Origin of the sequence: Catenuloplanes japonicus (assembly GCF_000717135.1) — a bacterium.
GTDB lineage: Bacteria > Actinomycetota > Actinomycetes > Mycobacteriales > Micromonosporaceae > Catenuloplanes > Catenuloplanes japonicus.
This window is the reverse complement of record NZ_JNXY01000022.1, coordinates 1-21,801: the sequence shown is the minus strand read 5'-3', so window position 1 is coordinate 21,801 and position 21,801 is coordinate 1. Positions and strand designations below refer to the sequence as shown.

General features: G+C 70.8%; 15 protein-coding genes. 10 read left to right on the top strand and 5 right to left on the bottom strand.

Features of this window, described 5'->3' with window-relative positions; translation table 11 throughout:
• Positions 1-2 precede the first annotated feature (2 nt).
• Genes OP04_RS27835 through thiC form a run of 4 tightly spaced genes read left to right on the top strand, consistent with a single transcriptional unit; the run spans position 3 to position 3,747 of the window.
• Positions 3-773 carry a thiazole synthase gene (locus tag OP04_RS27835; protein WP_033342931.1) on the top strand — a complete coding sequence of 257 codons (771 nt, stop codon included), beginning with the start codon at positions 3-5 and terminating at the stop codon, positions 771-773.
• Entirely contained in the window at positions 770-1,339 is a 570-nt protein-coding gene (locus tag OP04_RS27830; protein ID WP_033342837.1) for a thiamine phosphate synthase, read from the top strand. The genes OP04_RS27835 and OP04_RS27830 overlap by 4 nt, the downstream gene beginning before the upstream one ends.
• 26 nt (positions 1,340-1,365) lie before the next feature.
• Positions 1,366-2,133: a bifunctional hydroxymethylpyrimidine kinase/phosphomethylpyrimidine kinase gene (thiD, locus tag OP04_RS27825; protein ID WP_033342930.1), complete on the top strand. Its 768-nt coding sequence runs from the start codon at positions 1,366-1,368 to the stop codon at positions 2,131-2,133.
• Between the two features lie 21 nt (positions 2,134-2,154).
• On the top strand, positions 2,155-3,747 hold the full coding sequence (gene thiC, locus OP04_RS27820) for a phosphomethylpyrimidine synthase ThiC (RefSeq protein WP_033342836.1): 1,593 nt from the start codon (positions 2,155-2,157) through the stop codon (positions 3,745-3,747).
• A 3,467-nt stretch (positions 3,748-7,214) separates the two neighbouring features.
• Here thiC and OP04_RS56855 read toward each other — a convergent pair.
• The 3 genes from OP04_RS56855 to OP04_RS27805 form a co-directional block, all read right to left on the bottom strand.
• Positions 7,215-7,478, bottom strand: coding sequence for a pentapeptide repeat-containing protein (locus OP04_RS56855; RefSeq protein WP_408606789.1), 264 nt, complete (start codon positions 7,476-7,478; stop codon positions 7,215-7,217).
• Between the two features lie 1,921 nt (positions 7,479-9,399).
• Complete coding sequence (locus tag OP04_RS50180) at positions 9,400-11,127, bottom strand: hypothetical protein (RefSeq protein WP_051799202.1); 1,728 nt, start codon at positions 11,125-11,127, stop codon at positions 9,400-9,402.
• A 28-nt stretch (positions 11,128-11,155) separates the two neighbouring features.
• On the bottom strand, positions 11,156-12,088 hold the full coding sequence (locus OP04_RS27805) for an LLM class F420-dependent oxidoreductase (RefSeq protein WP_033342834.1): 933 nt from the start codon (positions 12,086-12,088) through the stop codon (positions 11,156-11,158).
• Positions 12,089-12,375: 287 nt separating this feature from the next.
• On the opposite strand from OP04_RS27805, the gene OP04_RS27800 reads away from it, so the two are divergent.
• Positions 12,376-13,356 (top strand): ABC transporter substrate-binding protein, encoded by a 981-nt coding sequence (locus tag OP04_RS27800; protein WP_232323761.1) that lies wholly within the window; start codon positions 12,376-12,378, stop codon positions 13,354-13,356.
• Between the two features lie 72 nt (positions 13,357-13,428).
• Here OP04_RS27800 and OP04_RS27795 read toward each other — a convergent pair whose 3' ends face one another.
• The gene (locus OP04_RS27795) at positions 13,429-14,199 is read right to left on the bottom strand and encodes an ABC transporter ATP-binding protein (protein WP_033342832.1); all 771 of its coding nucleotides are present in this window, start codon (positions 14,197-14,199) and stop codon (positions 13,429-13,431) included.
• A 138-nt stretch (positions 14,200-14,337) separates the two neighbouring features.
• Here OP04_RS27795 and OP04_RS27790 point away from each other — a divergent pair, with 138 nt between their 5' ends.
• Positions 14,338-15,132, top strand: a complete 795-nt coding sequence (locus OP04_RS27790) for an ABC transporter permease (RefSeq protein WP_033342831.1) — start codon at positions 14,338-14,340, stop codon at positions 15,130-15,132.
• A gap of 56 nt (positions 15,133-15,188) precedes the next feature.
• Here the strand turns inward: OP04_RS27790 and OP04_RS27785 are convergent, their stop codons facing one another.
• Positions 15,189-16,364, bottom strand: a complete 1,176-nt coding sequence (locus OP04_RS27785) for an ABC transporter substrate-binding protein (protein WP_033342830.1) — start codon at positions 16,362-16,364, stop codon at positions 15,189-15,191.
• Positions 16,365-16,783: 419 nt separating this feature from the next.
• On the opposite strand from OP04_RS27785, the gene OP04_RS27780 reads away from it, so the two are divergent.
• The 4 genes from OP04_RS27780 to OP04_RS27765 all read left to right on the top strand — a co-directional run bounded on the left by OP04_RS27780 (position 16,784) and on the right by OP04_RS27765 (position 21,393).
• The gene (locus tag OP04_RS27780) at positions 16,784-19,936 is read left to right on the top strand and encodes a sensor histidine kinase (protein WP_051799243.1); all 3,153 of its coding nucleotides are present in this window, start codon (positions 16,784-16,786) and stop codon (positions 19,934-19,936) included.
• A complete protein-coding gene (locus tag OP04_RS27775) occupies positions 19,933-20,346 on the top strand; it encodes a roadblock/LC7 domain-containing protein (protein ID WP_033342828.1) in 414 nt (137 codons plus the stop codon). The genes OP04_RS27780 and OP04_RS27775 overlap by 4 nt, the downstream gene beginning before the upstream one ends.
• Positions 20,347-20,426: 80 nt before the next feature.
• Entirely contained in the window at positions 20,427-20,792 is a 366-nt protein-coding gene (locus OP04_RS27770) for a DUF742 domain-containing protein (RefSeq protein ID WP_033342928.1), read from the top strand.
• Positions 20,773-21,393 (top strand): GTP-binding protein, encoded by a 621-nt coding sequence (locus OP04_RS27765; protein ID WP_033342827.1) that lies wholly within the window; start codon positions 20,773-20,775, stop codon positions 21,391-21,393. Before OP04_RS27770 ends, OP04_RS27765 begins: the two co-directional genes overlap by 20 nt.
• Positions 21,394-21,801 lie beyond the last annotated feature (408 nt).

Here is a 21,801-nt window from a genome sequence, read left to right as displayed (position 1 = left end):
TCATGGATGACCTGGTGGTGGGCGGCGAGCGGTTCGGTTCGCGGCTGATCCTGGGCACCGGCGGCGCGGCAAACCTGGACGTGCTGGAACGCGCGGTCAAGGCGTCGGGCACGGAGATGGTGACGGTCGCGCTACGCCGGATAAATGCGCAGAAATCAGCAGATGGGCTACTGGACGTGGTGGCGCGGACCGGCGTGCGGCTGCTGCCGAACACGGCCGGCTGCCGTACCGCGACCGAGGCGGTGAAGCTGGCGCACCTGGCCCGCGAGGCGTTCGGCACGCCGTGGATCAAGCTTGAGGTGATCGGCGACGAGCGGACGCTGCTGCCGGACGGCGTGGAGCTGGTCCCGGCCGCGGAACGCCTGGTCGCGGACGGGTTCACGGTGCTGCCGTACACGAACGACGACCCGATCCTGGCCCGCCGGCTCGCGGACGCCGGGTGCGCCGCGGTCATGCCGGCCGGCTCGCCGATCGGCTCCGGGCTCGGCATCGGCAACCCGCACCACCTGCGGCTGCTGCGCCAGGCCGTGGACGTGCCGGTGATCCTCGACGCCGGGCTGGGAACCGCCTCGGACGCGGCGCTCGCGATGGAGCTCGGCTGCGACGCGGTGCTGCTGGCCAGCGCCGTGACCAGGGCGGAGGACCCGGAGCGGATGGCCACCGCGATGCGCCTGGCGGTTGAGGCCGGATACCTGGCCGCGCGCGCGGGCCGCATCCCGCGACGCTTCCACGCGCTCGCCTCCACACCGGACGAGGGGCGGCCGGACCTATGAGCGCGGTCATCATCGTGACCGATCGTGCGCAGGCCCGGGACAACCTGGTGTCGGTCGTGGAAGGGTCGGTCCGGGGCGGCGCGCGGTGGGTGCTGCTCCGGGAGAAGGACCTGCCGGCGACGACACGGAGGAGGCTGGCGGATGAGCTGAGGGCGATCCTGACACCGGCGGGCGGGCGGCTGATCGTGGCCGGGCCTGACCCGCTGGGCGGCGACGCCGTGCACCTGAGCGCGGCCGGGCCGTTTCCACCACCGGCGTTCCCCCTGGTCGGGCGCTCGTGCCATGACGAGGGCGAGCTGTCGCGGCTGACCACGGAGGACTACGTCACCGTGTCGCCGGTCTTCGCGAGCAGATCCAAGCCGGGGTACGGGCCGGAGCTCGGCCCGGCCGGGCTGAGGCGGCTCTCCTCGCGTACCCCCGCGAAGGTTTTTGCCCTTGGGGGTGTCGAGACCGGGGCGCAGGTGCGGGTCTGTCTCGACGCGGGCGCGGACGGCGTGGCCGTGATGGGTGCCGTGATGCGTGCGTCCGACCCCGCGGCCCTGGTCGCCGAGCTGGTGTCCGCGTGAACGGCGTGGGCACGCCTCCGGTGGCGATGACGATCGCGGGCTCGGACTCGGGCGGTGGCGCCGGGATCCAGGCGGACCTGAAGACGTTCGCGGCGTTGCGCGTCTTCGGCACGTCCGCGATCACGGCGATCACGGCGCAGAACACGCGCGGCGTCCTGGACGTGCACCCGCTGCCCGGCGCGGTGGTCGGCGCCCAGATCGACGCCGTGCACGACGACATGCAGGTCGCGGCCGTGAAGGTCGGCATGCTGGGCGGCGACGGCGTGGCGGCCGAGGTGGCCGCGCGCGCCCGCGACGGACTGCTGCCGCAGCTGGTGCTGGACCCGGTGCTCTACGCGACCAGCGGGCACAGGCTCGGCGCGCTGGCCGTGGTGGAGCGCGTGCTGCCGTTCGCGCTGCTCGTCACGCCGAACCGGGACGAGGCGTCCGCGCTGGTCGGCGCGCCGGTCCGTGGTCCGGACGAGATGGCGGCGGCCGCGCGGGAGATCGCGTCCGGCGGCGCGCGGCACGTGGTGGTGACCGGCGGCGAGGCCGACGGCCACGCGGTGGACGTGCTGTGCAGCGGCGGCGAGATCCGGTTCCTGCGGTCGCCGTGGGTGCGGACCGACAACGACCACGGCACCGGCTGCACGTTCTCGGCCGCGGTCGCGGCTCGGCTCGCGCACGGTGACGACCTGGCGGCGGCGCTGGCCGTCGCGAAGAAGTACGTGGCCACGGGGCTGCGCGGCGCGCGTGACTGGAAGGTCGGCGCCGGCCGCGGCCCGATCGATCACTTCGGCTGGTCCGTTTCCTAACTCTCTGCGGGAGGAACCCCCATGACCTCTGTACGACGTAAGTCCTATGTGGACGGTCAGAACCCCGGCGTCAGGGTGCCCTTTGCCTGCGTCGATCTGACCGACGGCACGGAGCCGGTGCGGCTCTACGACACGTCCGGGCCGGGCAGCGACCCGGAGATCGGCCTGCCGGCACTGCGCGGGCCGTGGATCGCCGCACGCGGCGACGTGGCCCCGGTGCGCGGGCCCGGCACGCCGCTGGCCGGGACCAGGCCGACCCAGCTCGCCTACGCGCGGGCCGGCACCGTCACGCCGGAGATGGAGTTCGTGGCGATCCGCGAGGGCGTCGCGCCGGAGCTGGTCCGGGACGAGATCGCGGCCGGCCGCGCCGTGCTGCCCGCCAACATCAACCACCCGGAGATCGAGCCGATGATCATCGGTAAGGCGTTCCTGGTGAAGGTCAACGCGAACATCGGCACGTCCGCGGTCACCTCGTCCATCGCGGAGGAGGTGGAGAAGATGAGCTGGGCCACGCGCTGGGGCGCGGACACGGTCATGGACCTCTCCACCGGCAAACGCATCCACGAGACGCGCGAGGCGATCGTCCGGAACTCGCCGGTCCCGATCGGCACGGTGCCGCTCTACCAGGCGCTGGAGAAGGTCGGCGGCGATCCGGTCGCGCTGACCTGGGAGATCTACCGGGACACCGTGATCGAACAAGCCGAACAGGGCGTCGACTACATGACCGTGCACGCGGGGGTGCGGCTCGCCTACGTGCCGCTCGCCGTCGACCGGGTCACCGGGATCGTCTCGCGCGGCGGCTCGATCATGGCGGCCTGGTGCCTCGCCCACCACGAGGAGAACTTCCTCTACACGCACTTCGCGGAGCTGTGCGAGATCCTGGCCCGCTACGACGTCACATTCTCCCTCGGTGACGGGCTGCGGCCCGGGTCCATCGCGGACGCGAACGACGAGGCCCAGTTCGCGGAGCTGCGCACGCTCGGCGAGCTCACCACGATCGCCTGGGAGCACGACGTCCAGGTCATGATCGAAGGGCCGGGACACGTGCCCATGCACAAGATCAAGGAGAACGTGGACCTTCAGCAGGAGCTGTGCCACGAGGCGCCGTTCTACACGCTCGGGCCGCTGACCACGGACATCGCGCCGGCGTACGACCACATCACGTCCGCGATCGGCGCCGCCATGATCGGCATGTTCGGCACGGCGATGCTCTGCTACGTCACGCCCAAGGAACACCTCGGACTGCCGGACCGCGACGACGTGAAGGCCGGCGTGATCGCCTACAAGATCGCGGCCCACGCGGCGGACCTGGCCAAGGGGCATCCGGGCGCGCAGGCCTGGGACGACGCGCTCTCCAAGGCACGGTTCGAATTCCGCTGGGAGGACCAGTTCAACCTGTCGCTCGACCCGGAGACGGCCCGGTCGTACCACGACGCGACCCTCCCCGCCACGCCCGCCAAATCCGCGCACTTCTGCTCGATGTGCGGCCCCAAGTTCTGCAGCATGAAGATCAGCCAAGAGCTCCGGGGGTACGCGGAGCGCGGCATGCACGAGAAGTCCGAGGAATTCCTCGCGTCGGGCGGGCGGGTGTACCTGCCGCTGACCACGCCCTGAACCGGCTCGGGCCCGGTAGCGACGATCGCCACCGGGCCCTTCAGGTCCGGATCTAGTCGTCGGCGGATCGGTCGCCGAGGCCGCTGACCCAGTCCACGTACTCCTCGTCGCGCAACGGGACCGGCTCGGCCGGAATGGCCTGCGGCGGCTGGTTACGCCGACGGAAGAGACCGCGACGGCGCTTCTCCGGCTTCTGCTCGTCCGGCTGGTCGTCCCCGGCGGCCGGTGCGCCCGAAGGCGGCGGGCTGGTGGGCTTGGCGGCCCGCACGGCGCCGACGTTCCAGCCGTCGTCGTCCGCGCCGGGCATGACCCAGCCGTCATTGCCGGCGCCGGGTGCGGTCCGGGCGTCGCCGCCGGTGCTCCGGGCGTCGTTGCCGCTGCCGGGCGTGGGCCGGGCCTCGTTCGGTGCGGCGGTGCGGCCCGCGGCCCGCGGCCCGGTCGGCGTCCAGTCGTCCGTGGCCGCCCAGGCGTCGTCCGCACCCCAGGAGCCCGGCGTCGACCAGGAGTTCCGGTCGGCCCGCGGCTCCTCCGGGGGCAGCAGCACACCCTCGTGGACGGTCTCGGCAGCCGACGCGTTCGCACCGTTGCCGGCCGTACTGCCGGAAGTGGTTTCCGACCAGGGGAAACCGGTCTCCTTGGGGCTCGCGGCGAAGGGATCCTGCCCAGATCCGGCCGTATCCCGCTGCTGCCGGGGCGCGTCCGCGGCCTTCTGCTGCTGCCAGGGCGTGTCCGTCGGTGCGGTCTCCTGCTGCCAGGGCGCGCCCGGGGATGTGGCCTGCTGTTGCCAGGGAGCGTCGGCGGGCGTCGCGACCGGCGGCTGCCGGTCGGTGGGCGTCGGCGTGGCCGTGTCCCGCTGCTGCCAGGGGGCATCGGCGGTGAACGGCGACGTGCCGGAGCCGGGCCACGAATCGGCGCTGCCCACGGCCGGGTCACCGGCGGAGGCATCCGGCTGCGGGACGGCTGCCACGGAATCGGACCCGAACAGCGACCCGCCGAAGTCCTGCCGCTCCCAGGGCGTGTCGGTCGTCGTCGGCGGCGCGGGGAACGGCGGCAGATCCTCGGCCCGCTGCCAGGTCGGCTCGGCCGCGCCCACCGATCCGGCGCCGGCGTCCGGCTGCAGCCAGGAGGTGTCGGTCGTCGTCGGGGGAGCGTCCTCGGCGCGCTGCCAGGACGGCCCTGCGGTCGCGCTTCGCTGCTGCCATGAATCGTCGCCCGAGGCCGGCCATGAGGTGTCCGGCTGCGCTCCGGTCGTCGCCGCTCCGGTACCGGCAGACGAGGTGACGATGTTCTCCGCCGTGGGTGCGTCGACCGGACCGGTGCCGCCGGTGGACGTGGATCCGGCCGCCGCCGGGTGCCCTGGCAGCGGGAACGCGCTGGTGTCCTGATCTGCGCCGCTGCTGGTGCCGGTGGATGTGGAGCCGGGCCCCGCCGGGCGCGCCGGCGGTGAGAATGCGCGCGTGTTCTGCTCCGCGGCACTGCCCGTGCCGAGGGATCCGGCCGCCGCCGGGCGAGTCGGCAGGGAGAATGCGGTCGTGTCCTGCTCCGCGGCATCGCCGGTGGCGGCGGATCCGGACCCCGCCGGGCGCACCGGCAGCGGGAACACGCCGGCTTCCGGCAGGTGATCGGCGCCGTCCGGCTGCGGAGGACCGCCGGTGGGGAACCGCGGAGTGATCAGACCCTGCGGCGGGTCGGCCTCCGGCGTGGCAGGGAACCGCGTGTTCTCCGGCTTGCTGACCGCGAAGCGCGGCAGGAACGGACGCTCCTGAGGCAGCGTCGGTTCGGCCTGCTGCTGCTCTGCCGACCACGACTCCTGGCCGGCCGACCGGAAGTCGGGCTGTTGCCGGTCGGTCTGCCACGGCTGCTGGTCGGCAGTCTGCGATTCGGACTGCTGCCGGTCAGCCTGCCACGGCTGCTGCTGGTCGGCGGGCTGCTGCCAGCCGGTGGACCGGCCCGGCTGGTCGTACTGCTCCCGATCGACCGACTGCGACGCCGCGCTCTCGGGCTGCTGCCAGCCGGTGTTCCGGGGGTCGTGCTGCTGGCTGCCGGGCCGGGAGGCTTCCGGGTCGTGCTGCCGCGAGCCGGTGGCGGACCACGGAGTGGCGTCGCCGGACCGCGGCGCGGTCGTGTCCATCGGCGGGGCCGACAGGCGCTCGGCCGCGCTACGAACGTCGTGCTGCTCGGCGGGCGGCTCGCTGAGCCGGTGCTGGACCGGCTCGAAGAGCGACGGCGCCGGTGCCGCGGGCTTCCTGGATTCGAAGAGGCCGGGCATCTCCGCCGGGGGCTCCAGCGGCTCGAAGATTCGCGGGAAGACCCGCGCCGGATAGGCCGTGGAAGCACTGCCAGATTCGGGGGTACGTCCCGCTCCACCCCGATCCGGCGACCCCGGGCGGCTGTCCTCTCCCGCGGTTTCCCGAGGCGAGGCCCAGCCGTCATCCTGGACCGGCGGAACCAGCCGCAGATGGCTTTCCCGCGCACCGCTACCCGGAACGTCCCACGAGCCCGGCTCGTCAGCATGCTCCTGCCCGCTCTGCCCGGCGTGGCCAAGGTGCTCCGGGCGTGCGGGCCGGCCCGCGGAGTCCGTCTGGCCGGCGTATGTCGCCTGGTCTCGCGCGGGTCGGTCTGCGGAGTCGGTCTGACTGGCGTATGCCGCCTGGTCTCGCGCGGGCCCGTCTGGGGAGTTGGCCTGGTCGGCGTATGCCGCTCGGTCTCGTGCGGGTCGGTCTGTGTAGTCCGCCTGACCGGCGTAGTCCGCCTGACCGGCGTAGTCCGCCTGACCGGCGTAGTCCGCCTGGTCCGATCGGCCAGGGTGGCCTGCCTGGCCCGAGTGATCGGGACGGATCGCCTGGCCGGCGTAGTCCGCCGTGCCGGATGCGCTGGAGGAGAGCGGGTCGTCGTCCCGGCTGGGCGGGGCGGGGTCCGCGCCGAGCGGCGCGTGCGGCGTGAAGAAGCCGGTGGACTCGACGGCCCGCGCGGCGATCAGGCGCTCACCGAGGCTGAGCCCCGTGATCGGCTGACCGGTCAGCGGGCTCACGATCGACGTGGGGACGGTGGGGGAGTCGTCGGCCGGCGGTTCCGGCGGAGCCACCCGGAACTCCGGCTCGATCTTCGGCGGCGCCGGCCGCTTCACCTCCGCCGCGAACGTCCCGGCCTCGCCGCCGCTGCCCGTCACACCCGCCCCGGACGTGGGGCGGACTGCCGACGTGTCCGACGCCGGCGCGTCCGATGCCGATGTGTCCGCGGTCGTTGTGTCCGCTGCGGGAACGGCAGCTGCCGTGGTGTCCGCAGTCGGCGTAGCCGCGACCGGTGTGGCTGCGACCGGCTGCGGGGCTGCCACGACGGGGAGGACCGCGGTCGGCTGAGCCCCGGGGTCGACCGGCTCGTCCCACACCGCCCTTGTCGGCCTTACCTCGCCGGCGATCGACGTTCCTGGCGCCGGCACTCCGGAGACCTGGCTTGGCGAGTTCGACTCACCGAAACTCGTCATACCGGAGGTAGGCGTTCCCGTTACCGGTGCGCTCAAGATCGGTGCGTCGGAGGTGGGCACGCCTGAGACGGGCGCGCCGGAGGTGGGTGCTCCCGAAATCGGAACTCCTGAGACAGGCGCCCCTGAGACAGGCGCTCCCGGGATCGGTGCGCCGGAGATGGGCGCCTCGGAGATCTGAGCATCCGAGACCGGCACGGCCACGCCGAAGGGCGCAGAGGTCAGCGTGTCGACGATCGGCACACCGGATACCGGCACACCGGAGATCGGCACACCGGATACCGGCACAGCTGACACTGGCGCGCCGGAGACGGGCGCGCCTGATACCGGAGCACCGGTGATCGGCTCGTCGGAGGCAGAGCGGGTATGGCCGGGGCCGTTGGCGACGAGACCGCCGGAGGTGTCCGGCCTGGCGTAGTCGGGTTCGAGGTTGGTGGGCTCGTGAGGGACGGAACCACCGGAAACCGGCTCGGAGACGTCAGATCGGGACGTGTCCGGCCCGGCGTGGTCGAATCCGCGGGAGGCAGTTCCGCCGTGGGCCGGGTCATCCTGGACCGAGTCGCCATGAACCAGGGCGCCGTGAACCGAGGCGCCGGAGACCGGGGCGCCGGACGCCGGCGGGACCGTGGCTGGCGGGATCGGGGGCGGCGGGCCGGGCGCGGGCGGTGGCGGGATGGCAGGCGCGGTGGCGGGAGTCCCGGCGGTCTCCTGGGAAGCGGCTGCCTCCTCGGAAGCGGCGCGACGGCCGGCCTCGAACTCCGCCCGGAGACCGGTCGGACCGATCCGGGGGATCAGGCCGGTGATGGGCTCGGTTGGCGCGTCGGCCACGGGTGTGGCGTGCGGCGCGAAGTCCAGCGTGATGGTGTGGCCGGTGTCGCTGGAGGAATCGCGATCGTCGGGGTTCTGAGGTGCCGAACCGCTGTCCTGCCCGCTGTCCCATGAAACGGACGTGTCCTGCAAGGCCTCGCCCGCGCCCGGACCGCCGGAGATCGGCGCGACAGCCTCGCCCACGACTGGGCCACCGGAGATCGGGGTGACGGGATAGCCCGTGGCCGGGCTGCCGGAGATCGGCGCGACGGCCTCGCCTGTGACCGGGCTGCCGGAGATCGGGGTGACGGGATGGCCCGTGGCCGGGTCGCCGGAGATCGATGCGACGGCCTCGCCTGTGACCGGGCCGCCGGGGACCGATGTGACGGGATGGCCCGTGACCGGGCCGCCGGAGATCGGTGCGAGGGGCTCGTGCGCAGCGGGGGCGGCGGAGGCCGGTGTGGCGAGATCGGCGGTGGCCGGGGCGCTGGAGATCGGCTCGCGGGGCTCGTTGGTAGCCGGGAGGCCGGAAAGAGTTGATTCGGTGGACTGTCCCGGGAAGTCTGAATTCGCGGTAGGCGGGGAGAATCGGTTGTCGCCGAGGGGCGGGGACGCGGGAGGTGCGGCGGGTGCCGGAGCGGCGTCGTGGCCCGGCGTGGGGGGAGCGTCGGTGTCGGCGGGGAGGTCCGCGGTGAGATGGGCGAAGGCGGGGTCGCCGGCGACCAGCGCGCGGTCGGCGTCGGTGCCCTCGCCGGCTGCCAGTGCGCGGTCCGCGTCGGCGCGTCGGGCGCGGTCGGCGAGTTCGAAGGGGGTGGGCTCGCGGTCGGCGCCGTCGAGTTCCCAGGGCTGGTTGGCACCGAACGCGGCGGACCAGTTGGCCTGGCGGAATGCGCCGGTGGGGGCGCGGAGCGCGTCGGTGGCGACGGCGGGCCGGCGCTCCTCGATGCGCTCCAGGCCGCTGCGGCCGACCGAGCGGGCGTCGGACCGGCGCGGCCAGACCGAGCCCTCCGAGCGGGGCGGGAAATCCGCGCCGCTCTCGGAGTCCGGGCGATATTCGAGGTCTGCGCCGGGGTCGGAACCCGGGTGGTGGCCGGGCTCCGGGTGGTGGCCGGGCTCGCGGTGGTCCTCGGGGTCCAGGCCGGGATCGGGGTCTGGGCGGGGTTCGGTGCCCGGTACGGGGGCAGCGTCGTCCCACAGAGACGGGTGCCCCTGACGGTCGGGGTTGCCGCCGTTCGTTTCGGGGGTGAACATGCCGCTCCCGCCCTCTTCCTGCGTTTTGCGTTCCTTGGGAGACAACACGTTGTCCGGCTTCGGAGAGATCAAAGAGTGCGGCTCGGGACGCGTGGGGTTCCGTGCCGGGAAGATCATCGTCCTTCTTTTTCCGGGCTGTCTGGCTTCCCTGAGGTGGCCGATATTTCTGTGCTGACCGGATTGTCCGTGCCGGTCGAGCCGATGGAGCTTATCGGAGTACGAGGATCAGGCGGATCCGCCGAGGTCCGGGCCGTGTCGTGTGCCTCGGGTCCAGTATCGGACGGTTCGCGCCTCACCGGGTCGGGAATGGCGTCAGCACCTGAGCGGGTCCGGCGTCCTCTGGCGGGCGCCCGGCGCGGGGAACCCGGGGTTCCGGTGCCCGTGGGCTCGGCATCCGCGGCACCGGCCCGCGGCGATCCCTGCCCGGAACGCCCGGAAGCCGTGGCGCCTCCGGAAGCGCGTGCGGGTCCGGCCGTGGCGGCGGGGCCCGAGGACCCGGAGGCGTCCGAAGGGACGGGAATGTCCGAGGTGCCGGAGGTGCCCGACCGGCCGGAAGTGCGGGCAGGTCGGGGAGCGGTCGAGGGCTTGGACGTGCTGGCCGGCCCGGCAGCTTCGGAGGCACGGTCAGGGGCGGACGCGGAGGAAGCCCCGGAAGTGCGGGCAGACCTGGCAGTAGACGAGGGCTGGGACGCGCTGGCAGGTCCGGCAGCTTCGGAGTCGCGGGCGGGCACGGGTGCGGAGGAGGCCCCGGAAGCGCGGGCGGGCCCGGACGTGGAGGAGGCCCCGGAGGAGCGGGCGGACCTGGATGCGGCGGAGGCTCCAGCGGGGCCGGCCGCGCCGGCGGGTCCGGTGGGGCCGGAGGTTGTGGAGGTTTGGGGAGCGGTGGGGAGTCCGGAAACGGCGGGCGGCCGGGACGGGCTCGGAGCGGAGGGGGTGGAGGGCTCCGGGCGTACCGGCGAAGGCGTTTGATCTTGATCTTGGGGGGTGGCCTCGCCGGAGCGGGGGACGACCAGCGCGAGCATCGAGCCGAGCGCGCCGGCGGCCACGGCGACGAGCGCGCCCCAGTACGGCGCGGCCTGGTAGGCGTCGGCGGCGGTGCCGGGGCCGGCGATCAGGTAGGCGGCGGCGAACGGCGCGGGGCCGAGCAGGCCGGTCGTGGCGACGATCACGGGGTGGTGCTCGCGGCGGCGGGCGATCGCGCCGACGGTGGCGCCGGCGATCAGCGCGAGCGACGGCATGACCACCACGGCGAGGCGCTGCACGGTGCCGGTGCTCAGCGCGGCCGGGTCGAGCACGCCGAGGCGGATGGGCTGCAGGGCGTCGCCGGGGCCGAACGAGGGGGCGGCCGAGCCGACCGCGAGCAGCCAGGCCGCGGTGGCGACCGGGGTCAGCGTCCAGGCGTAGGCGCGCTGCCAGAGCGCGAGCGCGGCGAGTGGGAGGCCGGCGGCGGCGCCGAGCAGCGCGACGGTGCCGACGGCGGAGACCGGGTCGGCGTCGGCGGTGAGGATGGCGGTGCGGGCGGCGGGCATGGTGATGAGCGCCACTGTGGCGGCGCCGGCGGATGAGGCGACGGCGATGCCGGCGAGCGCGAGCGGGCCGCCGTCGTGGCCGAGGCGGCGGGCGGCGCGATCCGCGACCAGGGCGCCGGCGACGGCCGCGGTGACGGCGCACCAGGCGACCCAGGTGAGCTGCGCATTCCACTGGTTCTCGACGCCGCCGGTGAACGCGCGGCCGAAACGGACCAGGCCGAAGCCGTACGCGATGCCGAGTTGACCCGCACCGGCCATGATGCTCACGCCGAGTGACGTCAGCAGCACCCTTCCCCAGGTCCGAATGGCCATGTGGGGCACGTTACGGAAGTGGGCATCGTTACGGAAGGTGCGGGATGACCTCGGAGGCCAGAAGGTCAAGGTGGTCGAGGTCGGACAGGTCGCGCAGCCGGATGTAGAGCTTGGTGGCGCCTGCCTCGGCGAACCGGGTCAGCTCCTTGATCACCTTGTCCGGCGGGCCGTAGATCGCGTCCTCCGACGGGAGTGCGGAGACCTGCTGCATCAGCGCGTGACGTTCCTTGATCTCCGCGTCCGTCCGTCCACACGCGACCGCGACGCTGGCGCCGAGCACGACCGGGGGCTTGGTGCGGCCGTGCTTCTCGCTGGCCTCGCGGACCAGCGCGTACTGCGTGGCGCACTTCTCGACGGAGTCCGGCGGGACGTTGTACTCGTCCGCGTAGAGCGCGGCCAGCCGCGGGGTGCTCTTCGCGCCGCGGCCGCCGACGATGACCGGCGGGCCGGGCGTCTGCACCGGCTTGGGCAGCGCGAGCGCGTCCTGCAGCTGGTAATGCTTGCCGTCGAACGAATAGCGCTCGCCGCGCGGTGTCGCCCACAGGCCGGTGATGATCTGGAGCTGTTCGTCGAGACGTTCGAATCGTTCACGCGGTGTGTAGAAAGGAATACCGAGCGCAGTGTGCTCGGCGCCGAACCATCCGGCACCGAGACCGAAGTCGATGCGTCCGTTGCTCATCTCGTCGACCTGCGCGACTGTTATCGCTGTAATCGCAGGGTGACGGAAAGTTGCGGAAGTGAGAAGCGTGCCGAGCCTGATCGTGCGTGTTTCGCGGGCGATCGCGCCCAGTGTCACCCACGCGTCCGTCGGGCCGGGGAAGCCGTCCGACCTGTGCATCGGCATGAAGTGGTCCGCGCGGAAGAAGCCGTGGTAACCGGCCGCCTCGGCATGCTGGGCCGCGCGCAGCAGCTCATCGAAAGTGGCGCCACGGTGTGGCTCGGTGAACACGCAGACCCGCATGGCCGGAGAGGTTAGCTCCTATCTCGGTGTTCTCGCACCTTAGAAGTGGTTAAACCAACACTGTCCAATTCGTTGCCGTCTCGCAATGCGATGCCCCGGTGACCGGTAACGGATGGTCTCGTACTCTGTTGCCCGCTACGCCGGGGGTTGTCGGCAGGGGGATCTTCATTGATGCCACAGCTGCCCGGAACGCTCACACCTGACCTAGATGGCCTAGCCAGGGTGGCTGGAGGAAGGGCAAGAAACCCATGAGAGCTTTCCGCGGGCTCGCGGCGGCTGTTGCTGCCATGGCAGTGGTGGCAGTGGCCGGTTGCACCAACTCGGAGGAGTCTGACGGCGGCAACGCCTCGGGCGAGCTGACGAAGGTGACGTACCTCACCGCATTCAACACGTTCGGCCGTGAGGCCTACGCGTACGTCGCGAAGGAGAAGGGCTTCTTCGCAGAGGAGGGCCTGGACGTCGACATCCAGGTCGGCAAGGGTTCCGGCGAGAACATGACCGCCGTGGAGACCGGCACCGCCGACTTCGCGCCGGTGGACTCCACCGGTTACATGCTGACCAAGGGCTCGGGCAAGACCAAGGGCATCACCGCGATCGCCGCGATCCAGCAGCGGTCCATGGTCGGCATCATGACCCTCGACGACACCGGCATCACCACGCCGAAGGACCTCGAGGGCAAGAAGATGGGCGACCAGGCCGGTGCCACCACCACCATCCTGTTCCCGCTGTACGCCAGCGCGGCGGGCATCGACGCCAGCAAGGTCACGATCGTCCCGACCGAGGCCGGTGTCCTGGCCGGCGCGCTCGCCCAGAAGAAGGTCGACGCGATCGGCCAGTTCGTCGTGGGCAAGCCGCTGATCGAGGGCGCTGCCAAGGACGGCCGCAAGGCGGTCTCGCTGCCGTTCTCGGACGTGCTGACCGACCTCTACGGTCACTTCCTGCTGACCTCGGACAAGATGGCGAACGAGAACCCCGAGGTGGCGCAGAAGTTCACCCGCGCGCTGCTCAAGGGCCTCGAGTACTCGAACAGCAACCCGAAGGAGTCGGCCGACATCCTGCTCAAGGCGGTGCCGACCGGTAACGCCACCATCGCGGCCGCCGAGATGGAGATCATGAAGGTCTACACCATCGGTGACGCGCCGAAGCTGGGTGTCGTCGACGAGGCCCGCGTGGCCAAGGTCGTCGCGCTGCTCGAGAGCGCCAACCAGATCCCGGCGGGCAAGACCCCGGCGGACTTCGTGAAGATCGATCTGGCTCCCAAGGCCTGATCGAGCCATGCCGCACAAGCATTCGGCCGTGTCCCTCGCGGGGCACGGCCGAATGTGTGTCCACATAGGTCGTCAGGCGGCGACCGGCTCGTCCTTGTGCATCAGCAGCTCGTGCAGACGGGCCTGGTGGCGCGCCAGCGTCTCCAGGTGCACGCTCCGGCCGAGCGAGCGGGGACGCGGCACGTCGATCTCGACGACCTCCTTGATCCGGCCCGGCCGCGGGCTGAGCACGACCACGCGGTCGGCCAGCAGCACCGCCTCGTCGATCGAGTGGGTGACGAAGACCGTGGTGGTCCGCTCCTCCATGTGGATGCGCTGCAGCTCGACGCTCATCTCCTCGCGGGTGAGCGCGTCGAGCGCGGAGAACGGCTCGTCCATCAGCATGACCTTGGGTGACTGGATCAGCGACCGGCACAGCGAGACGCGCTGCTGCATGCCGCCGGAGAGCTCGTGCGGCATGCGGTCCTCGAAGCCCTCCAGGCCCACGGTGGCCAGCAGCTGGCGGGCCCGGTCGATGTGCTGGCGCCGCTTCCAGCCGAAGATCTCGGTCGGGAACAGCACGTTGCCCAGCACGGTCCGCCACGGCAGCAGCGCCGGGCGCTGGAACTGCATGGCGGTCTCGCGCCGGGCCTTGGTGACGGTGGTGCCGCCGACCACGATGTTGCCGTCGGTCACCGGCAGCAGGCCGGCGATCAGGCGCAGCAGCGTGGACTTCCCGCAGCCGGAGCGTCCCACGATGGCGACGAACTCGCCCTCGCGGATGTGCAAGTTGATGCCCCGCAGCGCCTCCACGGTGCCGCGGCGTCCGTGGAACGTCCGGGAGACGTTGTTGAGCTGGATCATTTGCCCTCTCCTGTGCGGTCGTCGAGCACTCTGAGCGCACAGGCTAGTCCCTGCCTACTTCACCCGTACATAGCGTCATATCTCATGATTTGACATGATCGCGTGTTTCTCGCCCCCGTGCTCCACAGAGGAGTTTCCATGACCACGCAGGCCGCAGGGCGTTTCAAACGGCCGCAGATCAGCGGCATCGTGTTGCCGTTGATCGCCTTCGCGATTCTGATAGCCGGCTGGTACGCCTCGGTCCGGATCTGGGACGTGCCGGAGTCGGTGGTCCCGTCGCCGGAGCTGGCCGTGAAGGCACTGACCGGCACGCTCGCCGAGTACCTGATCGACCAGTCGCTCTTCACGCTCTGGGAGGTCTGGCTCGGCTTCGGCATCGCCATCGTGGTCGGTGTGTTGCTGGCGCTGGCGCTGACCGGCTCCAGGACGCTCGACAAGGCGATCTCGCCGATCCTGGTCGGCTTCAACGCCATCCCGAAGATCGCCGTCGGCCCGATGCTGGTGATGTGGTTCGGCTTCGGCTACGAGTCGAAGGTGCTGGTGGTGGTGCTGCTCTCGTTCTTCCCGGTGGTGCTGTCCACGATGGCGGGCCTGAAGTCGGTGCCGGCCGAGCTGATCGAGCTGACCGAGTCGATGGACGCGTCCCGGATCAAGACGTTCCTGAAGGTCCGGGTGCCGTGGGCGCTCCCGCAGTTCTTCACCGGGCTCAAGCTCGGCATCTCGCTGGCGTTCGTCGGCGCGGTGGTCGGTGAGTTCATCGGCGGCGGCGCGGAGGGCATCGGCTACGTGATCATCTCGGCGCGCAGTCAGCTGGCGACGGACCTGGCGTTCGCCGGGATCTTCATGCTCGCGCTGATGAGCGTGCTGTCGTACTACCTGATCGTGTGGGCGGAGAAGCTGCTGCTGCCGTGGGCCAGCGAGACCTCGGCCTGACACGCATGCGAAAGGGGGCCCGCCGGACGGCGGGCCCCCTTCTGCGTTCTACGGCGTCAGGCCTTGAGCTGCCAGCGGCCGCCGTTCGCGACCAGCGTGACCAGCGTCTGCGGCATCAGACCGGAGTGGTTCGTCGGCGTCAGGCGGATCGGGCCGGTGAGGCCGTCCAGCTGGGCCGTCTCGATCGCACCGCGCAGCGCGTCACCGTTCGTGCCACCGGCACGGTCCACCGAGTTCGCGATGATCTGCATCGCGTCCGCGGCGAACGAGGACGGGCCGTAGTACGTGCCGTACCGCGAGGTGTACTCCGCGGCCCAGGCCTGGCGCAGCGCCTTGATCGGCGTGTTCGCGATCACGCCGTTGATGCTGAGCGTCTGCGAGAAGACGAGCGTCGCGTTGTCCGTCGCGGCCTGGCCCTCCTTGGACAGGAACAGGTCGCCGGCCGCGGCCGCGTCCAGGAAGATCTGGCCCTCGAAACCGGCGTTGCGGGCGCTGATCACCACCTCCTGCGCGCGGTCCGGCAGCGCGGCGACCACCAGGGCCTTCGGGCTGCTCGCGATCGCCTGGCCGACGGCGGTGTCCACCTTCTCGTCGCCCGGCGTGATCTGCCGGTTGGCTACGATGCGGATGTCCGCGGCCCCGGTCTCACCGACGATCGCGTCACGTGCATTCTTGCCGTACGCGTCCTCGGTCCAGACGAGTGCGACGCGATCGATTGCCGCGCTCTCCATTTCGGACACCAGTGCGGACGCGTTGTCGAGCGGATTCGACGCGATCTTGAACACGAATTGACGTGAGTCGTCGAGCGGCGTCACCACATCGGACGACGGTGACAGAGAGATCGTCGGAAGCTTCCGTTGCTTGATCGTCTCCAGGGATGCGGTCAAGCACTCGGCGCACGTGCCTGTGATGAGCGCCGCAACGCTCGAGTTGTTGGCAAACTGGGTGATGTTCTGAGCAGACAGTTTGCTGTCGGAGCGGTTGTCTTTAATGTCCAGTTCGATCCTGAGACCGTTCGGGCCCGCGGCCGCGTTGAGCTGATCTCTCTTCAGCTCCAGCGCCTGCCGGTAGGCGTTGCCGACCGATGCAGCGGAACCGGTCAGCTCCAGATCAGCGGCGATGAGAATAGTTGTTGCGGCGGTGTCCTCAGTGGTCGCTGAATCGCATCCGGCGGCCGATGCCAGCAGTGCGGCCGAGGTGACCACCGCGAGCGTGGCGCGGGTTGGCCTCAAGGGTCAGTCCTCCTCTTCGCGGCGCAGCGACGGCTGCGCGCGCTCACGTGCGCCTCGCGAACGAGGCGGCAAACGCGAGAACTGTGCCAACCTAGCGGTCTACTGGTCAAGCCGGAGTAGACGCTCGTTCGTGGACACTTTGTCCCACGATGCGGACGGGGGTGGGGTGCATTAGGCATAACTTTGCGGTGATAAATAGCACGCAACGAGTCATTCGTGCAGTTCAACGCGGTGAGACCGACTCCACACAAGGTGAGTGTTAGCGGTTGTTCGGTCCTCCCCGACCGATTCCTGCCTACCTGAGGCTTCCCATTCGCTGGCTCTTCTGGTGAAATCGCGGATCGTGCCGCGTGTGACAACCCCACCCCCCATGCCGTCATGAAGGCGGGTTGCGCGTGGACGAGAACGACGGAGGTCTCGTGAGCACGCACCCCAAAGCGAATTTGGGCAACCTCGCGCGTCCCGCGCGTCGATCCGGACTGCCGCGACTTCGCGACGCCCGGATCCGTACAAAGCTCGCCATGATCCTCGTGGTCCCGGTGGCCGCCATCCTCGTGCTCGCAAGTATGCGGCTCTGGGACAGCACCAACCGGGCCGCGGACGCGGGGCTGGTGCGGTCACTGACCGCGCTCAGCACCGATGTTTCGGCGCTTTCCCATGATCTGCACAGCGAGCGGATGGCAGCCGCTCGCCTGCTCGCAGCCGGGAACAACGCCGACGCGTCGAACGCGTTCACGGCCGCGACCGCGTCGACGGATCAGCGGATCGCGAAGTACAAGGCCTCCAGGGCAGATCTCGATCTGCCCGACAGTGCCGCGAACGTCGAGACCAGGCTGAGCGCCATCGACGACAACATCGACCGGCTGGAAACCACCCGCCAGGACGTGCTGTCGCAGGCCAAGACCACACCCCAGGCGGCCGTCCTGCGCTACGGCGTGGCGATGGACGACCTGATGGCCTACCTGGAGGTGATCAGCCAGACCGCCGGCGAGGGTGACCTAGCCGACTCCCTGCGCACGTCCTTCGCGTTCTCCAACGCGAAGAACGCCACCGCGGAGGAGCAGGCGGTCGCGTACGTCTCGCTGCTCGGCAACCGGAACCTCGGCCAGGAGCAGCTCGCGTCGTTCCTCGCCACCATGGCGGAGCAGCAGGAGGCGCAGGTCTCGGTCGCATCGTCCGAGAACACCGAGCTGAAGAACGTGGTCAACACCACCATTACCGGTGATGCCGTCACGTTCGCCGACCGTGTCGCGAACACGATCATCACGACGGCCTCCTCGACGGACGCACCCGAGATCACCGCGGACGCCGCGTCCGCCGCGATCGGCGCGGTGGCGAACCTGATGCGGCACGCCGAGATCCGGATCGAGGCGCAGCTGATCAGGGACGCGGAGACCGAGCAGAGCACGGTCGTCCGTCAGGTGGTCATCGAGATCACCGCCGTCCTCATCGCGCTGGCGATCGCCATCGCGCTCGCGTTCCTGCTCGCCCGTTCGCTCAACGCATCGCTCCGGCGGCTGCGTGAGGGTGCCATGACGGTGGCCAACCACGACCTGCCCGACGCGGTCGCCCGGCTCCGTGATGTGCGCAGCCTCGGTGAGGGCGGCGCGGACGAGATCGTCAAGGAACTGCGCGACCCGATCCGCCTCAACACGCGTGACGAGGTCGGTGAGGTCGCCCAGGCCTTCAACGTGGTCCACCGCGAAGCGGTCCGGATCGCGGCCGAGCAGGCCGCGCTGCGTACCAGCGTCTCCGCGATGTTCCTCAACCTGGCCCGCCGCTCGCAGGCGCTGGTCGACCGCATGATCGGTGAGCTCGACAAGATCGAGCGAGGTGAGGAGGACCCCAAGCGCCTCGCCCAGCTCTTCCAGCTCGACCACCTCGCCACCCGAATGCGCCGTAACGACGAGAACCTCCTGGTCCTCGCCGGTGCGGACTCCGCGCCTCCGCGGCGCGAGGACGCGCTCCTCATCGACGTGCTGCGGGCCTCGCAGTCCGAGGTCGAGCTCTACAACCGCATCGAGTTCGGCACGGTCGACACGGACATCTCGGTCTCCGCGCACGCGGTCAACGACGTCGTCCGGCTCGTCGCCGAGCTGCTCGACAACGCGACCCGCTTCTCCCCGCCGAACACGGTGGTGGTCGCGGACGCCCGGCGCGTCCGGGACTACGTGCTCATCCAGGTGGAGGACCGCGGCCTCGGCATGACCGAGGAGCAGATGGAGTCGCTGAACCAGCGGCTCGAGAGCCCGCCCACGGTGGACGTCGGCGCGTTCCGCCTCATGGGTCTGGCCGTCGTCGGCCGTCTGGCCTCCCGCTACGGGATCCGAGTCGAGCTCAGACCCAATGTGGAGGGTGGTACTGTCGCACAAGTGACACTCCCGCACGGTGTGGTGGTGCTTCCTCGCACCCGTGGGCGCGAGCCTGCCCTGCCGCGCCCGCGCAGCCCGCTCGCAGTCGAGCAGGGCCCGTCGGCGCCGGTCAGCTCACCGCCCGCGTGGGGCGAGTCGTTCACTCCTTCACGCACGGCGACGCTCACCCCGCCGCGTGACCCGGCACCCGCACCGCAGCAGCCGCGCGACTTCCAGGTCAACGCCGGTGGCGCCACCCAGGCGCTCCCGGTCGCCGGCCAGAGCCCGTTGCGGCCGCAGCACGGCGCCACGCAGCAGCTGCCGACCATCGGCGGCTCCGCGTTCCCGAGCCAGCGGCAGACCCAGCCCGCGGCGATCGCTCCGGCCTCGGCCCCCGCGATCGCCCCGCCGCCGGTCGCACCGCCCGCGCCGATGCAGGCGCCGATCGTGCCCCCGGTCGCCTCGGCGCCCGAGGCGCAGACCATCTCCGCCACCGTCCACCCGATGTCCGCATCGGCGGGCGGGGTCAGCACGGCCCCGTTCGAGCGCGGTGGAGCCCCGGGAGAGCAGGCCGAAGCGCCGATCTTCCGGCAGATGGAGGCGGTCTGGTTCCGCACGCACGGTCAGGCGGACACCGCGGTCTGGTCCATGCCGACGGCCGGCTACGCGCCGCCGCCGGTCGGTGGTGGCACGACCACGGCGGCTCCGGCCCCGGCGCCCGCCGCGGCCCTTCCGGCTCCGGTGGCCCACTCGTCCGCGCTGTCCGCGGACACCACGGTGCTGCCGGTCCGCACGCCCGAGCCGGCGGCCCCTCGCCGGACCGAGAGCCGTACGACCTCGTACGGCACGGAGTCGGCGTCGTCGTTCGGCTCGCCCGCAGCTCCGGCGCCCGCGGCGCCCGTCACCCCCGCCCCGGTGGCCGCCCCTGCGGCAGCCCCCGGTGACGAGGCCTGGCGGACCGCGGCCGACGACGGCTGGAAGCGGGCCCAGGAGGCCGCCAAGCCGGCGGTCAGCGGTCAGACCCGGTCCGGTCTGCCGAAGCGCGTGCCGCAGGCTCAGCTCGTCCCCGGTGGGGTCGAGACGAAGCCTGCCGAGCGATCCCGTCGTACCCCCGACGAGGTTCGTGGCCTGCTGTCCGCGTACCACCGCGGCGTGCACCGGGGCCGCAGCGCCGGTGCCGAAGGCGACGCCGAGTCCAACCCCAAGGAGACCAACGGATGACCCGCCAAGCTGCGATGCAGGACATGGGTTGGCTTTTGACCAACTTCGCCGACAGTGTCGCCGGTATCGCCCACGTGGTGGCCGTGTCGGCGGACGGCTTGCTGCTCGCGTCGTCGCGGGACCTCCCGCACGACCGGGCGGACCAGCTGGCGGCCATCACCTCCGGTGTGGTCAGCCTGACCGAGGGCGCCGCCCGCATGTTCCACGGCGGCGGCGTCCAGCAGACCATCATCGAGATGGACAGCGGATATCTCTTCCTGATGTCCATCTCGGACGGAAGCTCGATGGCCGTCCTGGCCGCCCGCAGCTGCGACGTGGGCCAGGTCGGCTACGAGATGGCGCTTCTCGTGGAGCGGGTCGGTGCGGCTCTCCGCCCGCTCCCACGCGAGGCCGTGGGTCACTCGGTATGACCCCCCGGCCACGCCGGATAGCAGTTAATATCATCGATGGTTCTGATAACGGGGCAGTGCGCTACTAGGAGGTGACCGTCATGGTGCAACCAGATAATGATCCACGTGGGTCACTGGTCCGTCCTTACGCGGTCACTCGTGGCCGCACAGAGGCGCGCCGAGACATCGCCGTCGAGGCGATCCTTACGGCAAGCGTCGCCAATGTGCAGGAGGCGCGCTTCGCCGGTCACGACAAGCACCGCATCGCCTCTCTCTGTGAGAGTAATGCGATGTCTCTGGCGGAGATCGCCGCGTACGCCCGCCTGCCGCTCGGTGTCGCACGCGTCATCGTCGCCGACATGGTGGTCGACGGTCTGCTGACCCTGCACAGTGCCGCTCCCGTTGAAGCGTATGAGGAGCGGATGGATCTCCTTGAAAGGGTGCTAAGTGGACTTCGCAGGCTTTGACCGAGCGGGGGGCCCGGAGCGGCGAAAAGAGATAACGTCCGCCAAGATCGTGATCGCCGGCGGATTTGGCGTCGGCAAGACCACTCTTGTCGGCGCCGTCTCAGAGATCACTCCACTGACCACGGAGGCCGTCATGACGGCGGCGGGCGTCGGGATCGACGACCCGTCGAAGGTGCCTGGTAAGCAGACCACCACCGTCGCCATGGACTTCGGCCGTATCACCATGGCCGATGACCTGATCCTCTACCTGTTCGGCACCCCCGGGCAGACTCGTTTCTGGTTCATGTGGGACGAGATCATCAAGGGTGCGGTGGGTGCGGCCGTCCTGGTCGACACCCGTCGCATCTCCGATGCGTTCGCACCGCTGGACTACTTCGAAAACCGTAAGCTTCCGTACGTTGTGGCGCTCAACCGCTTCGACGGGGCTACTCAGTACGAGATCGAGGAGGTTCGGGAGGCGCTGGCCATTCCGAACCATGTTCCGCTCGTTCTCTGTGATGCTCGTGAACGCGAGTCGACGAAGAATGTCCTGGTCACGGTTGTTGAGCACGCCATGATCATGCTGCGGTCGCAGCGTGATCATGGGCAGCTTGTCGGCTGACGGCCTTACTTTTTTGAACGGCGGCGCGGGGGTTTTCCCGCGTCGCCGTTTTTTTGTTTTCCCGCTTTGGGCGTGCTCCCGCGGGCTTTCAGCTTGTGGGTGGTTGCGTTTTACGCGATTTCCGCGACGTCTGACGTGGTCTGCGCGGGTGGCGTTGGGTGGGGGTTCGGGGCATGGTGCCTCACTTCGGGCGGTCAGGCTTGATCCCTCAGTGAGGCACCACGCCCCGAACCCCTCCGGTGGTCACTTTGGGTGGGGCGGTGGCAGTTTGTATTGGGGGCTTGGCGTAGCCGCTGGGCAGTGGTTTTACGGGGTGCGCTGTTGAGGTTTGAGCGCACGGGTAGATCGAGGGTTGCTGGCTTGGTCGCACACGGCGGTGCTGTAGCGCTGTGGTCCAGGGATTGTCTG